Annotated in this window: 14 protein-coding genes; 5 read left to right on the plus strand and 9 right to left on the minus strand. The window is 68.4% G+C overall.

What is annotated here, in order from left to right:
* Window positions 1–54: 54 nt before the first annotated feature.
* Window positions 55–1,173, plus strand: a complete 1,119-nt coding sequence (locus tag IPG50_37225; protein MBK6697788.1) for a hypothetical protein — start codon at window positions 55–57, stop codon at window positions 1,171–1,173.
* A gap of 14 nt (window positions 1,174–1,187) precedes the next feature.
* Here the strand turns inward: IPG50_37225 and IPG50_37230 are convergent, their stop codons facing one another.
* Window positions 1,188–2,219, minus strand: a complete 1,032-nt coding sequence (locus tag IPG50_37230; GenBank protein ID MBK6697789.1) for a zinc-binding dehydrogenase — start codon at window positions 2,217–2,219, stop codon at window positions 1,188–1,190.
* A complete protein-coding gene (locus tag IPG50_37235) occupies window positions 2,219–2,950 on the minus strand; it encodes an FAD-dependent oxidoreductase (protein ID MBK6697790.1) in 732 nt (243 codons plus the stop codon). Before IPG50_37235 ends, IPG50_37230 begins: the two co-directional genes overlap by 1 nt.
* A 131-nt stretch (window positions 2,951–3,081) precedes the next feature.
* On the opposite strand from IPG50_37235, the gene xth reads away from it, so the two are divergent.
* Window positions 3,082–3,852, plus strand: coding sequence for an exodeoxyribonuclease III (gene xth / locus IPG50_37240; GenBank protein MBK6697791.1), 771 nt, complete (start codon window positions 3,082–3,084; stop codon window positions 3,850–3,852).
* Complete coding sequence (locus IPG50_37245; protein ID MBK6697792.1) at window positions 3,849–6,485, plus strand: DUF1343 domain-containing protein; 2,637 nt, start codon at window positions 3,849–3,851, stop codon at window positions 6,483–6,485. The genes xth and IPG50_37245 overlap by 4 nt, the downstream gene beginning before the upstream one ends.
* A 122-nt stretch (window positions 6,486–6,607) precedes the next feature.
* Here IPG50_37245 and IPG50_37250 read toward each other — a convergent pair whose 3' ends face one another.
* The gene (locus IPG50_37250; GenBank protein MBK6697793.1) at window positions 6,608–7,471 is read right to left on the minus strand and encodes a YihY/virulence factor BrkB family protein; all 864 of its coding nucleotides are present in this window, start codon (window positions 7,469–7,471) and stop codon (window positions 6,608–6,610) included.
* 4 nt (window positions 7,472–7,475) lie between these two features.
* Window positions 7,476–8,564 carry a hypothetical protein gene (locus tag IPG50_37255; GenBank protein MBK6697794.1) on the minus strand — a complete coding sequence of 363 codons (1,089 nt, stop codon included), beginning with the start codon at window positions 8,562–8,564 and terminating at the stop codon, window positions 7,476–7,478.
* Between the two features lie 180 nt (window positions 8,565–8,744).
* Between IPG50_37255 and IPG50_37260 the strand changes: the two genes are divergently transcribed.
* Window positions 8,745–9,074 carry a hypothetical protein gene (locus IPG50_37260; GenBank protein MBK6697795.1) on the plus strand — a complete coding sequence of 110 codons (330 nt, stop codon included), beginning with the start codon at window positions 8,745–8,747 and terminating at the stop codon, window positions 9,072–9,074.
* Between the two features lie 38 nt (window positions 9,075–9,112).
* Here IPG50_37260 and IPG50_37265 read toward each other — a convergent pair whose 3' ends face one another.
* From IPG50_37265 to IPG50_37285, 5 genes are all read right to left on the minus strand, one after another.
* Window positions 9,113–9,715 carry a hypothetical protein gene (locus IPG50_37265; protein MBK6697796.1) on the minus strand — a complete coding sequence of 201 codons (603 nt, stop codon included), beginning with the start codon at window positions 9,713–9,715 and terminating at the stop codon, window positions 9,113–9,115.
* 293 nt (window positions 9,716–10,008) lie between these two features.
* A complete protein-coding gene (locus IPG50_37270; protein ID MBK6697797.1) occupies window positions 10,009–10,743 on the minus strand; it encodes a hypothetical protein in 735 nt (244 codons plus the stop codon).
* Window positions 10,722–11,939, minus strand: a complete 1,218-nt coding sequence (locus IPG50_37275) for a hypothetical protein (GenBank protein MBK6697798.1) — start codon at window positions 11,937–11,939, stop codon at window positions 10,722–10,724. Before IPG50_37275 ends, IPG50_37270 begins: the two co-directional genes overlap by 22 nt.
* Window positions 11,940–12,192: 253 nt before the next feature.
* On the minus strand, window positions 12,193–13,254 hold the full coding sequence (locus IPG50_37280) for an AI-2E family transporter (protein MBK6697799.1): 1,062 nt from the start codon (window positions 13,252–13,254) through the stop codon (window positions 12,193–12,195).
* Entirely contained in the window at window positions 13,247–13,405 is a 159-nt protein-coding gene (locus tag IPG50_37285; protein ID MBK6697800.1) for a lmo0937 family membrane protein, read from the minus strand. Before IPG50_37285 ends, IPG50_37280 begins: the two co-directional genes overlap by 8 nt.
* Window positions 13,406–13,540: 135 nt before the next feature.
* On the opposite strand from IPG50_37285, the gene IPG50_37290 reads away from it, so the two are divergent.
* Complete coding sequence (locus tag IPG50_37290; protein MBK6697801.1) at window positions 13,541–14,065, plus strand: hypothetical protein; 525 nt, start codon at window positions 13,541–13,543, stop codon at window positions 14,063–14,065.
* Window positions 14,066–14,073 lie beyond the last annotated feature (8 nt).

Consider the following 14,073-nt stretch of genomic DNA (forward strand, 5'->3'; position numbering starts at 1 on the left):
TGATGGGCGTGGCGATGCCCCGAAGCTGGCCCGGAAGGTGCAGCCGACGCCATCATGGAATCGACCCGCCCCTTCATCCTCGGGACCCTGGCATTGCTGGCCGCTACGGCGGGCACCCTCTCGGGCTGCGGGGCGTCCGCACCCGCGACCGGCGACGAAGGCGACGAGAGCGCGCTCCTCGAGAAGCCTCAGCTCGACCTGACGGATGCCCAGCGTCGCGAGCTTGTCAGCAAGAAGGCGACGTGCCCCTTCGTCGGGACGGCGCTGGCGCTGAAGAAGCTGGTTGTCTACGGAACGGTCGAAAACCCATTCGCGAGCATCGCCACAGGACTCGGCAACGTGCTCGCCGTCGGCAACGCCGGCGGGGGAGACTTGGGCGAGGGGTTCAAGATCGTCGCGCGAGCGAATCATCACCTTAGCCCCGCCGGCGAGGAGGCGCCGAACGGCATGTTCAGCCTCTCGTTCCCGGCGTCGAAGGGGGCCCACGCGGCGCACAGCTTCGTGCTCATGGGCGATCCGAAGTCACCCTCCTCGGGCCGACTCAACGCCGACAACCTCGAGCGGCTCGTCGGCGAGAAATCCGCTGGCGGTCACGCGGAGCTCGCGCCGAACGGAACGCTTGTGGTGCGCCGCTCCGAGCTCGGGCGCTTTGTCGCGCGCAACGTGGCTTGCGACCCCAACGCGGTCACCGCGTCGACGAAGCCGTTCGCGCTGGCTACGATGCTCGGCAAAGACATCATCGACTTCAACCGCCGCGCCTTCGAGGTCGTGACCCTCAAGCTCGAAGAGCGCGACAACTCGGCAGCGGTCACCAAGCTGCTCGAAGACATGGTGCAGATCGCCGTGAGCAACAACTTGGTGGGGAGCGTCGGCGAGCTTGGCTTGCTGATGACCTTTCTCGGCCCGAGCCCGGACTCGGTCGTCATGAGCGACGGTGAGCCGGCGCTTGCCGTGCGCGACATCACGGGAATCTACGCCGGCGAGAAGAGGAACGGAAACTACGACCCGCTGACGCGGCGCTTTCCGCGCAACTGGGAGACGTCGCCGAAGACCATCGTGGATCTGCTCAAGCACTCGGTGCACGTCCTCAAGTCGGCCGCGACGGCGCACCTCTCGCGCGAATACAAAGACGCCGCGAACGGCGCGTTCCCCGCGTGCCCGCGCACCCTCTGACGTGACGCGGGCGCTCAGGCGACGAGCACGAGCTTGCCGACGGTCTTGCCGGACTCGAGGTCGCGATGGGCCTGGGCCACGTGCTCGAAGCGGTACGCGCGCGTGGGCAGGGGCTTGATACGCCCCTCTTTCGCCCAGACGAGCAGTTGGTCCATTCCCCGTTCGAGCAGGCTCGTCTCCTCGAAGAGGTAGGAGAGGTTAAAGGCGAGGACGCTCTTGTTGTCGTTGGTGAGCGACATCGGCGAGAAGCGGGGAATCTTCAAGTAGTCGATGGCGAGGCGGAGGAAATTTACGCGGCCCGTTCCTCGCGGCAGCATCGAGTGGAAGCCGTAGACGACGAGGCGCCCCGTCGGACGAAGGTTCTCGTAGCTGGCGGCGAGCGTCGCCGGTCCGTTCGCGTCGAGGATGATGTCGAAGCCCGCGGGGGCCGCGCGCCGCCCAACCTTGAAGGGGTCCTCCTTCGACTTGTCGACGATAACGTCGGCGCCGAGCCGCTCCACGTGGGCCACCTTGTCGCTGTGGCCGACGACGGCGATGGTTCGTGCGCCCCGAAGTCGGGCGATTTGCAGCGCCGCCATGCCCACGCCGCCGCCGGCGGAGTGCACCATCACCCAGTCTCCCTCGCGCACGTGCGCGAGCTCCGAGAGCGCGTAGTGGGCCGTGAGAAACACGACGGGAAAACCGCCGGCCTCTTCTTCCGAGAACCCGTCGGGGATTGGAAATACCTGACGCCGCGGCACCGAGACGGCGGTCGCGTAACCACCGAAGCGCGTGAGCGCGACCACGCGCGCTCCTGCACGAACGTCGGTGACGTCGGCGGCGACGCGCTCGACGATGCCGGCGAGCTCAAAGCCCGGCGTGATGGGATAGCCAACGTACTTCTTCGCCGACGCGTACAGGCCCATGCGGACGATGCTGTCGGCGTAGTTGACGCCCATCGACTGAGACCGCACGAGGATCTCGCCCGGCTGCGGCACCGGGTCAGCGGCGCTCTCGACGTAGAGCTGCTCGAAGCCCCCAGGGCGATGGATGACGATGCGGCGCATCAGTGAAGATCTCGCACGATACGCTCCTCGTTCCAGCCGCGCGCCAGGAGCGCCGCCGACACTGACGTCACCATGGCCGGCGGACCGCAGACGAACGCCAAGGCCTGTCGCCCGAGCGCGGCGAGCGCCTCGTCGAGGTGCGCTTGGACGTGGCCGCGGCGCGCGGCCGCGGCTGGTTCCCTCGGTCGCGAGAGCGACGCCATCCACTGAAAGTGGGGCATGCGATGCGCCAAGGTGTCGAGGTCGTCGCGCCACAAGAGCTCGGACTCCTCTCGCGCTCCGAAGAGCAACAGCAGCGGGACCGGCGGTGCGTTGACGGCGTCGGCGATCATCGCGCGGAGGGGACTTACGCCCGTGCCGGCACCAACAAACAGCGCGGCACTCTCGCGCCTCTCGCCGCTTCGCGTGAACGCTCCGACGGGACCCTCGACCAGCACCTCGGCGCCGACGGCGAGGTCGCGGAGCGCCGTGGCCGTGGAGCTGGCGCGCTCCGACGAGCGATCCTCTGCGACGGCGATTTCGAGCGTGCCGGGCCCGTGCTCGCCGGGCGCCGACGCGATGGAGTAGGGCGCCCGTCTTACGCTGCCCGCGGCGCCTCGCACTTCAACGAAGACCGCTTGTCCGGCCTCGTGAGTGAAGGGGCCGTCCAATGCAAGGATGACGCGGCGGACCGTCGGGGAGAGCGGTTCCGCCGACTGGACGTTCGCGCGGTAGCGAGCGCTGCGGGGCACGGCGCAGATCTACGACGGCGGAGCCGGCGGCCCAACCACAATCGAATGCCAGGGCGGCTCGTCGCGGAGGCCAAGGCTTGCCGGATGCCGGTCGACTGACGCGATCTCCGCGACTAGTCTCCGGGGGTCCGATGAAGATTGCCACCTGGAATGTGAACGGCATTCGCGCGCGTGAGAGTCAGTTGCTCGAGTGGATTGAGAAAGAGTCGCCTGACGTCTTTTGCCTCCAGGAGATCAAGGCCGACCTCACGCAGCTGCCGCTCGGACTCGGGGCCCTGTCGACCTATCAGAGCTACTTTCACGGGAGCGGTGGCTATTCGGGCGTGAGTCTTCACGTGAAACGCACCCTCGCGGCCGAGCTCGGCAGCGGCGGGAAGGTCTCTTTTGACCATCCTCCGTTCGACTTTGAGACGCGCGTCGTGGAGGCACGCCTCGGCGACCTCAGCATCCTCTCCGTCTATGTGCCCAACGGCGGCAAGGACTACGCAGCGAAGCTCCGCTTCCTCGAGGCCTTCGCCTCGTGGGTGAGCGAGGCGCACGCCGGCGGAAGGCGCGTGGTGGTTTGCGGCGACCTCAACGTCGCGCATCGTCCTATCGATGTGCACCCAAGCCAGCGCGATGAGAAAGCCGTCGGTCAGCGTCCCGATGAGCGAGCGCTCTTTGACCGACTGCTGGGCGCCGGCCTCGTCGATCTGACGCGGGTGAAGTTCCCAGAGGACCCGCGCTTCTTTACTTGGTGGCCTTACTGGAAGGCGGCGCGCCAGCGAAACCTCGGGTGGCGCATCGACTACGTGCTCGCGCCTGCGTCGATGGCTGCGCAGGTGAGCGATGTCCGATCGTTGCGGGAGTTCGGGACGAGCGACCACGCTCCCCTCGTCGTCGAACTCTCAGGGCTCTCGTGACGCCGACGTCGCGCGCCGGCCTCGTGCTCGCCGTCCTCGCGGTGGCGTCCTCTTTGTCTTTTGGGTGCGCTCCGCGCGCTCCGCTCGAAGGCCCGCCGCCTCCGCCGCTCGTCGAGCCGCCGAAGGACGCGGGACAGCTATCGCTCGCGGCCGACGCGGCGCCAGTCTCGCGCGGCGACGCGTGGGAAAGCGCGGCCGTTGACCGCGCCGTGAGCGATGCGCTGGCGGAGAAGAAGCTCCCCGGATGCGTCGTGCTCATCGGCACGCGAAACGAGACGCTCCTGCGTCGCGCCTACGGCTCTCGCAGCGTTGAGCCCGCGGTCGAGGCCATGGATGCGGAGACCATTTTTGACTTGGCGTCGCTCACGAAACCGGTCGCCACGTCGCTCGCCGTTCACATTCTCGCCGATCGCAAGGCTCTTTCGCTCGATGACAAAGTGTCGCGGCATCTCTCGGCCTTCGCTGTCCCGGGGAAGGACAAGATCACGGTGCGCCAGCTCCTGCTCCACACGTCGGGGCTTCCCGCTGTCGCGCCGCGGGCGACCTTCGCGCGCGGCGGCGCCGACATGCTGCACAAGATCGCTCAGCTCAGCGCGGCGCCGGCGGGCTCGAGGTTTCGCTACTCCGACGTCGGCTACGTCGTCTTGAGCGAATTGGTCGCGAAGGTGGCCGGGAGGCCGCTCGACGTCTTCGCGAGGGAAGCCATCTTCGAGCCGCTGGGCATGCGAAACACGGGGTTTCGACCCTCGAGCGGTGACGCCGCTCGCATCGCGCCAACCGAGCGCAAAGACGGCGTTCCGCTGCGCGGCGAGGTGCACGACCCGATCGCTGCGTCGCTCGGCGGGGTCGCCGGCAACGCGGGGCTGTTCTCGACCGTTGACGATCTCGGGCGCTTTGCGCGGATGCTCCTCGCGCGGGGCAACGTGGTCGCCTCCTCGGGCGCTGGCCCCGGCACCGTCGGGAGCGTCCCGCCCAGCAAGGTGTCGCCGGGGGGCCGAATTCTGTCCGAGACCGCGTTCCACGAGTGGACGGCTGTGCATGACGTGCCCGCCGGCCTTCGAACGCCCGGCTGGGACGTGCGCACGACGCTCTCGCTCAACCGCGCGGAGAACCTGTCGCCGCGGGCCTTCGGTCACGGCGGCTACACGGGGACGGGTCTTTGGGTCGACCCGACGCGCGACTTGTTTCTCGTGTTCCTGTCAAACCGCGTTCACCCGGACGGCAAAGGCAACGCGGCGGCGCTCGTCGCCAAGATTGGGGGAGTCGCCGTCGACGCTGTCGACGCCAGCCTCGGGCGCTCGCCGAGGAGCAAGCTGTGCGTTGGGCCGACGGAGCCGGGCATCGACGTGCTCATGGGTGAGGGGATGAAGCGCTTCGCCGGCAAGCGCGTGGCGCTGCTCACCAACGCCGGGGCGCGGACCCGCTCTGGCGAGACCACGCTCGCCGCCTTGAAGCGCGCACTCGGCGATCGCCTCACGTTGCTCTTCGTTCCCGAACACGGCTTTGGTGCGGATGGAGAGGGCAAGATCGCCGACGGCGTCGTTGAGGGCGTGCCCGCGAAGAGCCTCTTCGGGGCCCGCCTCTCGCCTGACGATGCGGCCTTCGGTCTCTTCGACGTCCTCATCGTCGACCTGCCGGACGTGGGCCTTCGCTTCTTTACCTACGCCGCCACGCTCCACCGCGTGATGCGTGCGGCGAGCGCGCGCGGCAAGGAGGTGCTCGTGCTCGACCGACCGAATCCCCTCGGTGCGCTCGACGTCGACGGTCCGACGGACGTACCCGCCGGCTCGTTCGTGCATCATCATCCCATTCCGCTCGTCCACCAGATGACCATCGGTGAGCTGTCGTGGCTGCTCCACGCGGAGGAGCACCTTGGAACGGCGCTCGACGTCGTGCCCATGCGGGGCTACCCACCGAGGAGCTGGTTCGTTGAATCGGGACTCGCGTGGTCAGCGCCGTCACCGAAGCTCCTGACGTTCGATGCCGCCCTGGCCTATGCGGCCACGGCGCTGATCGAGGGGACCAACGTGAGCGTTGGACGAGGCACCGAGGAGCCGTTCCAGGTCTTCGGCGCTCCGTGGTTCAAGCCCGAGCTCGTCTTGCGCGAGCTCGCGCAGGCGAAGCTGGCAGGTGTGCAGTTCGCCGCCGCGACCTTCACGCCCGCGGCGGCGGCGCGATTCGCGAACCAGCCGCTACCTGCGCTTCGGATGAGGGTGACCGAGCGCGCGTCGTATCGGCCCGTTCGCGTCGGACTCGCCATCGCGACCGCGCTGAGGAGCGTTCACCGCGGCGACTGGGACGTGACGAAGCTCGACGACATGGTCGGCTCCAAGGTCGCGACGGCCGTGATTGAGGGGAAGGCGCTGTCCGCGGTGGAGAGCGTGTACGCGAAGGATCTGGCAAGCTTCGCCCGTCGCCGCGCGAAGTACTTGGCGTACGGCGGCTGTGAGAACGACCCGCGCCCGGGGACGGGGATCGGCGCCAGCGCGAACGGCGCGCCACTTCGGCTCCAGGCGGCACCAGCGGCACCAGCGGCACCGGGCGGACTGGGAGGACTGGGGGGACCGCCGGCGTCATCGGGCGTGCGCAGCGGTGTCGCGAACGACGCCGTCGTCAGGGACGGCGGAGCGTAGCGAGGAGCCGTCGCGCAGGCCTTGGCGTGGCGGGACCTGGTGCCGGGCGAACCGCGGGGCAACGCTTGCGTGTCCGCGTCGTGAGTCACGAGAGGGAACGAGGAGCAGCCTCGCCGGGTCGGCTATGCGTCGTCGCGTGGGTGCAGCGACGGCGTCGCCGAGGCCGCTCCGCGCGTGCCCTCAGCCTCCAATTCAGCTGTGACGTGCACGCCAAGAAGCAAGAGAAACGAAGCGACCCAGAACCAAACCAAGATCACGATGAGGATCGCGAGCGGGCCGTAGATCAGGTTGTATTGCCCGAGGCGCGACACATAAGCCGAAAAGAGCGGCATCGCGAGCACCAAGAGCGCCGTGGCGGACAACGCGCCAAGCAGGGCCGGACGCCAATGAGGGCGAGGGGAGGGGACCCACAGGATCAGCGCGAAGATGCCCGTTGCGAAGAACGCGGCGCGCGTCACCGTGGTAACGGCGACGGTGACGAAGCCCGAGAGTCCCCAGCGCTGGAGCAAGACCTCGATGGCGATACCGGAGGCCGTGCCGAGGAGCAGGACCGCGCCAGCGGCCACGAGGAGCGCGATTTCGCGCAGCACGGCTAGGCCGGGATGGAGCGACGTGGGCGGCCGCGACAGAGCCTCGTTCAGTGCGAACGTGAGCGTCGAGAAGACTCGGCTACCCGTCCAAACAAGGACGAGCAGCGCCACGAGCCCAACGCGACCGCGCTGCTCGATCGCCTCCCGCACGTCGCGAGCCAACGTGTGGTTGACGGACGGCAACAGGCGACCGACTCCGTTGACGATCTGTTCAACGGCCCACCCCTCGTCGACGATCGTCGCTGTGATCGTGACGCCCAGGAGCGCCGCCGGGAAGACTGAGAGGAGCGAGTAGTACGCGAGCGCCGCTGCCCATTCGGCACCGTGCCGCGTGTAGAGCTTGCGCGCCGCGGTCCAGAGCAGCGCGGGGACATCGAGCAGGCGCGAGCGTGACACGCGCCTATGCCGCGTCGCTCCAGCCGTATGCCGCGACGCCGCGGCTTCGAAGCGAGCGACGCATCGTCTCTGCGCGGCTCGCGTCTCCCGACAGCGCGGCGGCGATGCCGGCACAGAACTCGTCGAGGGTCTTGCCGCCGCAGGCCTCCAGGTCGCCCCCTTCGTCGCGAACGATGAGCATCCACTCGCGCGCCGCAGCCTTGGTCTTGGCCTCGAGAGCAACGCTCGTAGCGTCGGGCCTCACGGCCAAGCCAGCGGCCACCAAGGCGTCGGTGCCGCCAAATTCGCTCGCCGCGACGCCGTGCCCCGACATCAACGCGAGCAGCGCAGTCGCGCCGGCGTGAGTTCCCGCGATGTCGACGATGGTCTCCACGAGGCGCGCGAACGCGTCCGTCGCGCGCGACTCCTCGATAAGGACGACGCTGGACTCCGGAGGCGGACTCCCCACCGCGCCGGACACGAACGCGGGGACGACCATGGTGTCTCGCGGCGCTGCCGCACCGGCGTCCGCGTTCGCCTTGGCATCGACCTCGGCGGTCACAACCAAAGGCGCATCCGCGTGACCTTCGGCGATGGGAGCTGCGCCACACTCGGGCATCGTCGGCGCGATGCGTTCGGGCGCGTCCGCGATGGCGATGAGGGTGTCGTCGCCGTCACCCAGGTTCCGCGAGTCCGTCGCCGTCGCGGCGCTTTCGAGCACGACCGGGGCCGGTGCGGGGTCCGCGCACCGCGGCGCCGCATCGAGGTCGCTCTCGCTCACGCCTTCCGTCAAGCTGATGCTCAGCGGAGGCAGGCGCGGAATTTCGAGGCTCGTGAAGGCGAGGTCGATGCTCTCTTCGGGGACGTCGCAGCCGTCCTCGCAGACCGCCGCGATGAGGCGAATCATCGAATCACGCGGGCTGTGCGGCGCATCGCCGACGATCTCAATTTCGGCCTCCGTCGCGAGCAGCTCGGGCAGATCGTCCACGACGGCGGCTTCGCCGTCGCCGAACGGATCTTCGACATCCGGAAAGAGCACCGGGTCGATGAAGCCCGCGTGAAGGTCGGGGTTCGCGTTCGGAAACTCGGCGGAAGCGTAGAGAGGTGCGCGCATGTAGGATAAGAGTCGTCCACCGCCGCGCGGAGCGCAAAAAACCGGCGATTGGTGCGGCAGGTACCCGTGCGGGCCAGCGGCGCGCGCGCTTATGCAAGCACCTATGACGTTCGCGGTTCGTAAGGATGCAACTGGCCCAATGAGTTGACCGCTCGCGTGGCCCGCGGGCTAGAAGGCTCCATGGGTAAAGTCGATGACATGCGCCGTCAGCGTGAAGAACAGGCGCTGCAGCGGGAGCGCCGCGCCGTCGCGCCGGCTCCGAAGGCAGCGGTCCCCGCGGCGAGCGTCGTCGACCCCGTCGTTCCGGTCGCCGCTCCCGTCGCCGCGGACGTCGCGCGCGACGCGAAGCCGCGCGTCGTAGCGAGCAAGCCCGTCAGCGCCGAGGAGGCCACGGAGGGAAAGTGTTCTGGCTGCGGCAAGCTGCGCCCACTGCAGCGTGGTCTTGTGGCGAACCATCAGAAGGGGTTCGGCAAGATGTGCCCCGGTGCACGCAAGGTGCCCGAGAGCTAACGCCAGCGAGCGCCCATGACGGCCTCGCCCGCGGCGATCTAGCGCGTGGCCGCGAGGACCACCGGGCTCGGGACGATGCTTCGCGTCTGGCTCGGTTGTCCGCAGTCGGGGCAACGCCTCCCGGCGCCGTCGAAGTTTACCGCGTCGCAGTCGGTGCACACCGCCAGATCGGCTTCATAGGGCCGCGCCGAGTGGAGGTAGTCGACGACGAACAGTGAGAGGACGCGCGCCTCGAGGCGCATGCGCGGCCGGTCGGCGGGAAGCCACACACCGTCTCGTTCCCCGCCCTCGAGGATGCTTCGCTCTCGAATGCACTCGGTCACGCAGGTGGTGTCGCCCCGTAGGAGATCCGCGAGCGCCGACGACACGGCCACGCGCACCAAATGGAGGAGCTCGTCGAGCGTCTCCTCGCGAATTGCGTTCTGTGCACTCTGCATACTAGGCGGGGGCATGCTCTCGGTCCCAACCTGGGCGCTGAGCTCACGATACGGACCGACGAGCCACGCGACGAGCTCGCGCTTGCCCCACCCGGCCCGCGTCCCCTCCAAGAAGGCGAGTCCCGCGGCGCGGCACGCCTCCGCGAATTGGCGCTCCGGGTGTGGGCCACTTTGCGTTTCGGTGGTTGCGTCGGCGTTGGGCACGAGGGCCTGCCCTGCAAGGGCAATGCGCAGGCACCGCGCGGCTCCTGGTCACACCAGCGCTCATCCCCCCGCGGTCTCTCTTCCCAGTGCTCTCGTGGGCTTCGATGGGCCCGCGTCGTGTGCGACTCCCGCGCTGATCGGCGAGCGTTCCAGCGAGGCCGAGGTCGGGGGCCCCCGCCGGCAGCCCCCAATCGAGGGGCCGAGCCATCGGACGGCGGCAGCCGCGGCGGACCCGCGCCGGTGCTTCGACGGCGTCGCAGGCCAACATCGCGCGAGGCGTCATCGGTGCGGGGTCACAGGTGCAGACCTGCTCGCAGCGCCAAGGAAGCGGCCAGCCCAACGCCGCCGCCTGCCACACCAAACTGCGGATCGTTGGTCGTCGCGAGCGCGGGTCGGCGCACGAACAAGACCTCACCCATGCCCGCACCGCCGATGGAGAACGACCGCGTGAGATAGTAGTCGAGGCCTAGATCGAGCCCCGCATTCCAACCCCGCACGCGCAAGTCTTCGCTCGGCGTCGGACTTGAAGCGTCGGAGAACGCCGACCGACTGAAGTTCCCAACAAAGCTGTAGCCGGCGTGCAGGCCGGCGAAGCCGTCCCACCTCCCAACGGGGATGTGAAGCGCGACCTCACCGTTCAGTTGCCACATGTCGAAGTTGGGCAACACCGTGTACCGAGCGCGGGGGCCGAGGGTGAGGATGACGAGCCGAAGTCCCAGCCCGAGATCCACGGCGGGCCCTGCGCCTCCGGCGTTCCCGAGTGCGAGATCGCTCGAGTTGAGCGTCGTCAGGCCCACGTAGGAGACGCCCCCGCCGCCGTTGGCGTAGAAGTAGCTCTTCGTCGAGCTCACGCGGCCGTCATCCTCGTCACGGCGGCCGCCGTCGTCGTCGTGCTCGTCGGCGCGCGCGTTGGCCGCGAACGCCGCGAGGAGGACGGCGCTGCATGCGAGTCGGCACGCAGCGCCCCCATGAAGCGGCTTTCCGACGGCTTCGCGTCGTGCGCCGTTCACTGCGCGCGCGCCGTGCATGTTTCCGTGACCAGGGCGCCGCCTTGGACGGCGACGCTCAGCTTGGCTGTCGCGTCACCCGCGACCTTCGCACCACCCACGGCGCAGGCGATCGAGTGCGCGTTGAGTTTCGACGAGGATTTGACGACGGCCTCGCCGGCGGCCTTCAGGCGAAGTGCCGCGTCGAGCACGAGCTTGCCCTGGGTTTGGGCCGCGGCGAGTACGACGGGGAAGTTCGCACGCACCGTGGCGGCGAGCTTCGCGACGTCAGCGTTGACGCTCGTGTTGCAGAGTAGTTCAACGGATGGCGGATCGCAGACGGCCTTGGCGGACACGCTGGAGCTGCATGCTGCGATGCATGACGCGTCGACGACGCACTTGGGAGGCGTGAACGACGTCTCGCACTTGGGTTCGGTATAGGCTCCCTCGCATTCGCCCCTGCAGCGGACGTTGGCGCCGCAGTTTAGGCCGCCCTCAACCTCGATCTTGCAGTCGCCAGTGCACTTGCCGCTGCAAGAGGCGCTGCACTTGCCGCGGCAATTCTTGTCGTTGTCCGTCTTCGTGCCGCTCGCGCTCGTGCAGGTGCCCTTGCACTCGCCGTTGCACGTGCCCTCGCACTTGCCCGTGCAGTTGGCCTCGAGTGAGACCGTGCCTCGACAGGAACCGCTCACCTTGCAAACGCTGCTGCAGGTGCAGCTCAAGGCCGCGGGCTCGCACCTCGTCTCGGTCGTGCCCGAGTCGCACTTGGCCTCCGCGTTGCACTGCGCGTCGCACTTGGTTTGAGCCGCAAAGTCGGGGTAGCACGCGCCCTTCGTGACCACGAGGGCGAAGTTGGCGTTCGCCGACGCGTCCATGATGCCCTGGATGCGGAGCGCCGCAACGTTGCAAGCTCCGGTGTTGTCGCCGTTCGCGATGGCGTCGTTGGAGTCGCCGTGTTTGCTCCAGCTGTCGCCTCCGCCGAGGTCTTTGGCGATATTGGCGCACGCCGCGAGGACCGTCGCCCGCGTGTTCGCGGCGGTGTCCTTGAACTCGCCAGAGACCTGCAGCAGCAGCCTCACGCTCACGTCGACGTTCGCGTCCGATGCGGCGCTCCCGACGTCACACGATGTGTTTGACGTGTCAGGCCCGGCCAGCGCCTCGATGCTACAGCCGGCGATGCTGCTGGCTGTGAGGATGAGTGACGGCCAAACGACGAGTGACGACATACGAACGGACATTGGAAAACCTCCGGCCCGTCAGCGCGAAGCGAGGGTCACCACGCACGCGACGGGAGTTGGGTCGCGCGCCGAAGGTTCTGCACGCCCGCCCCGCCGCGCCTCTCTGCACCTTTCGCGCCGCTGCGAGCTTCGACCCTTTGCGGCGCTTGGATGACGCCGACCGCGAAGCCGGTCCGCTTGCGAGCGTGTGCATCCTGCCCTCCACCTTGCATTCTGCAAAGGAGCAGCCCGACGGGTTCAATGTGTCACTCGGCTACGAAGCCGCCGACCTCTCGTCATAGGCGAGCTCGACGACCTCGAGGAAGAGCCGCACCACGACCGGACCAAGCAGCGCGCCCAAAGGCCCGATGGCGGCGATGCCTCCGAAGATCGAGACGTAGAGCAAGAGCGACGGCATCTCGAGCGAGCCAAGGCGCGCGTAGATTGGGCGAAGGACGTTGTCGACGGTGCTGATCACGGTCGCGCCCAGCACGACGAGGAGAACCGCGCGGACCGGGTGTCCCGATAGGAACAGACCAAGCGCGATGGGGAGCCAGACGAGCGCCGAACCCACGAAGGGAAGCATCGACGCGAGGCCGGTGATGGGACCGAGCACCCACCAGCGCGGCACGCCGAGCGCCAAGAAGAGGAGCGTCGCCACGAGGCCTTGTGTCGCGCTCGTGAGGCCGACGCCGATGAGGAGGCCGCGCCCCGTTTCGTGGAAGGCCGCAGCGATGCGATCGAGGTGTTCGCGCTTGAGCGGTGCGCGCCGCCTACACCACTCCCATAGCTTGGGACCGTCGAGCAGGAACACGACGGTGCTGCCAAAGTAGACAAAGACCGCCACGAGCCCCGACGCGGCGGCGCCCGCCACGCTCGAGAGCACGCGGAGGGCCTGCGAGCCGTATTGCTGCACGAGCGCGAGAAGTCCGGCGAGGTCCTTCGGCCAGGGGCCCGGCGGCGCGCCCGGCGCCGCTGCTCCAGTGCCAGCCGTGATCGCGTCGAGCGCGCTCTTCGGTGACAGCGGCTCCGTCGCTGCCTGCGCCAAGGCGCGTGCGATTTCCTGGAGGCCCGAGAGCGCCACGAGGACTGTGAGTCCGAGCGGCAGAACCAGGCCGAGAAACAGGACGAGCGAAATGACCGCCGCCGCTCGCCGCCTACCGTGAAGCCAGCGCTCGAGACGGACGAGTATTGGGCGCGCGAGCGAGGCCGTCCACGCAGCCAGAACGAGCGCGGGCCACAGCGGCCAGCAGAGGTACGTGGCTGCGGCTCCGAGTCCGAGAAGGAGCCAGGCAAGTGCCGAAGGGGCACGAGCCCGGCGTTCTTCCTCAGGCAATCCGGCGTCCCATGATGACGCGAACGAGCACCGACACGAGGGCCAACACAAGCAGCACGTGGATGAGTCCGCCAGCGGTGATGTGGAAGGCGAAGCCGAGGGCCCACATCAAGAGAAAGATCAGTGCGACCGCCCACAAGAGGTTAATCATGGCGCTTCTCCCTTTGCGTCGAGCCGATGCGGCTCGAGGTGTTCGCAGCAAGGTGTGTGCCGCGCTCTTGGGGTACAGCGGCGCGCTTGTTGCGTCACGCGGTGGGCCAAGCGCAGCGCTCGGCAGGGAGCGTTCATGCGGTACGGCCTCGCAGGATTTGTGTTCGCCTTCGCGGTGCTCACGCCATGGAGCGAAGCCCTGGCGGACGACGACGGTGGCGACACGGCGGCCATGGCCGCGAACCGAGGCTTCTTGCTCGGTCTCGCTCCAACGTTGCTCTTGCCGATGCGCTCCGGCGGACCCCTCGGCGGAGGCCTTGGGCTCGAAGGCCGCTACGGGCTTCGCGCGGGCCCGACAGTGCTCGCCCCGGGGGGCTTGCTCGCTGGCTACGGCATTTCGGGCCGATTCATCGGCCTGGCCATGCCCACGTTTCGAGTGACCCTCCCCGTGGGTCCGTTCGCACCCTTCGGCGTCTTCGGCATCGGCTTCGGCGGTATGTCCAATCCCGGCGAGTCCGGGCTCGCGTGGCTCGGTGGTGGCGGTCTGATGGTTCACTTCGGTCGCGTGTTCGCCATCGGCGCCGAGGCTACGTATCAAACCATCACGGGCACGGAGTTTCATTCGGTCGCGATCGGACCGGCGATCGCCTTCGGCGGATGAGCGCGCTA

The sequence above is a fragment of the Myxococcales bacterium genome (genome assembly GCA_016703425.1).
Lineage (GTDB): Bacteria > Myxococcota_A > Polyangia > Polyangiales > Polyangiaceae > JADJCA01.

Excerpts from the sequence above, each read along its gene's own strand:
- IPG50_37225 (MBK6697788.1), top strand. The coding sequence starts at position 55 with ATGGAATCGACCCGCCCCTTCATCCTCGGGACCCTGGCATTGCTGGCC.
- IPG50_37230 (MBK6697789.1), bottom strand. The coding sequence starts at position 2,219 with ATGCGCCGCATCGTCATCCATCGCCCTGGGGGCTTCGAGCAGCTCTAC.
- xth (MBK6697791.1), top strand. The coding sequence starts at position 3,082 with ATGAAGATTGCCACCTGGAATGTGAACGGCATTCGCGCGCGTGAGAGT.
- IPG50_37255 (MBK6697794.1), bottom strand. The coding sequence starts at position 8,564 with ATGCGCGCACCTCTCTACGCTTCCGCCGAGTTTCCGAACGCGAACCCC.
- IPG50_37260 (MBK6697795.1), top strand. The coding sequence starts at position 8,745 with ATGGGTAAAGTCGATGACATGCGCCGTCAGCGTGAAGAACAGGCGCTG.
- IPG50_37270 (MBK6697797.1), bottom strand. The coding sequence starts at position 10,743 with ATGCACGGCGCGCGCGCAGTGAACGGCGCACGACGCGAAGCCGTCGGA.
- IPG50_37275 (MBK6697798.1), bottom strand. The coding sequence starts at position 11,939 with ATGTCCGTTCGTATGTCGTCACTCGTCGTTTGGCCGTCACTCATCCTC.
- IPG50_37285 (MBK6697800.1), bottom strand. The coding sequence starts at position 13,405 with ATGATTAACCTCTTGTGGGCGGTCGCACTGATCTTTCTCTTGATGTGG.
- IPG50_37290 (MBK6697801.1), top strand. The coding sequence starts at position 13,541 with ATGCGGTACGGCCTCGCAGGATTTGTGTTCGCCTTCGCGGTGCTCACG.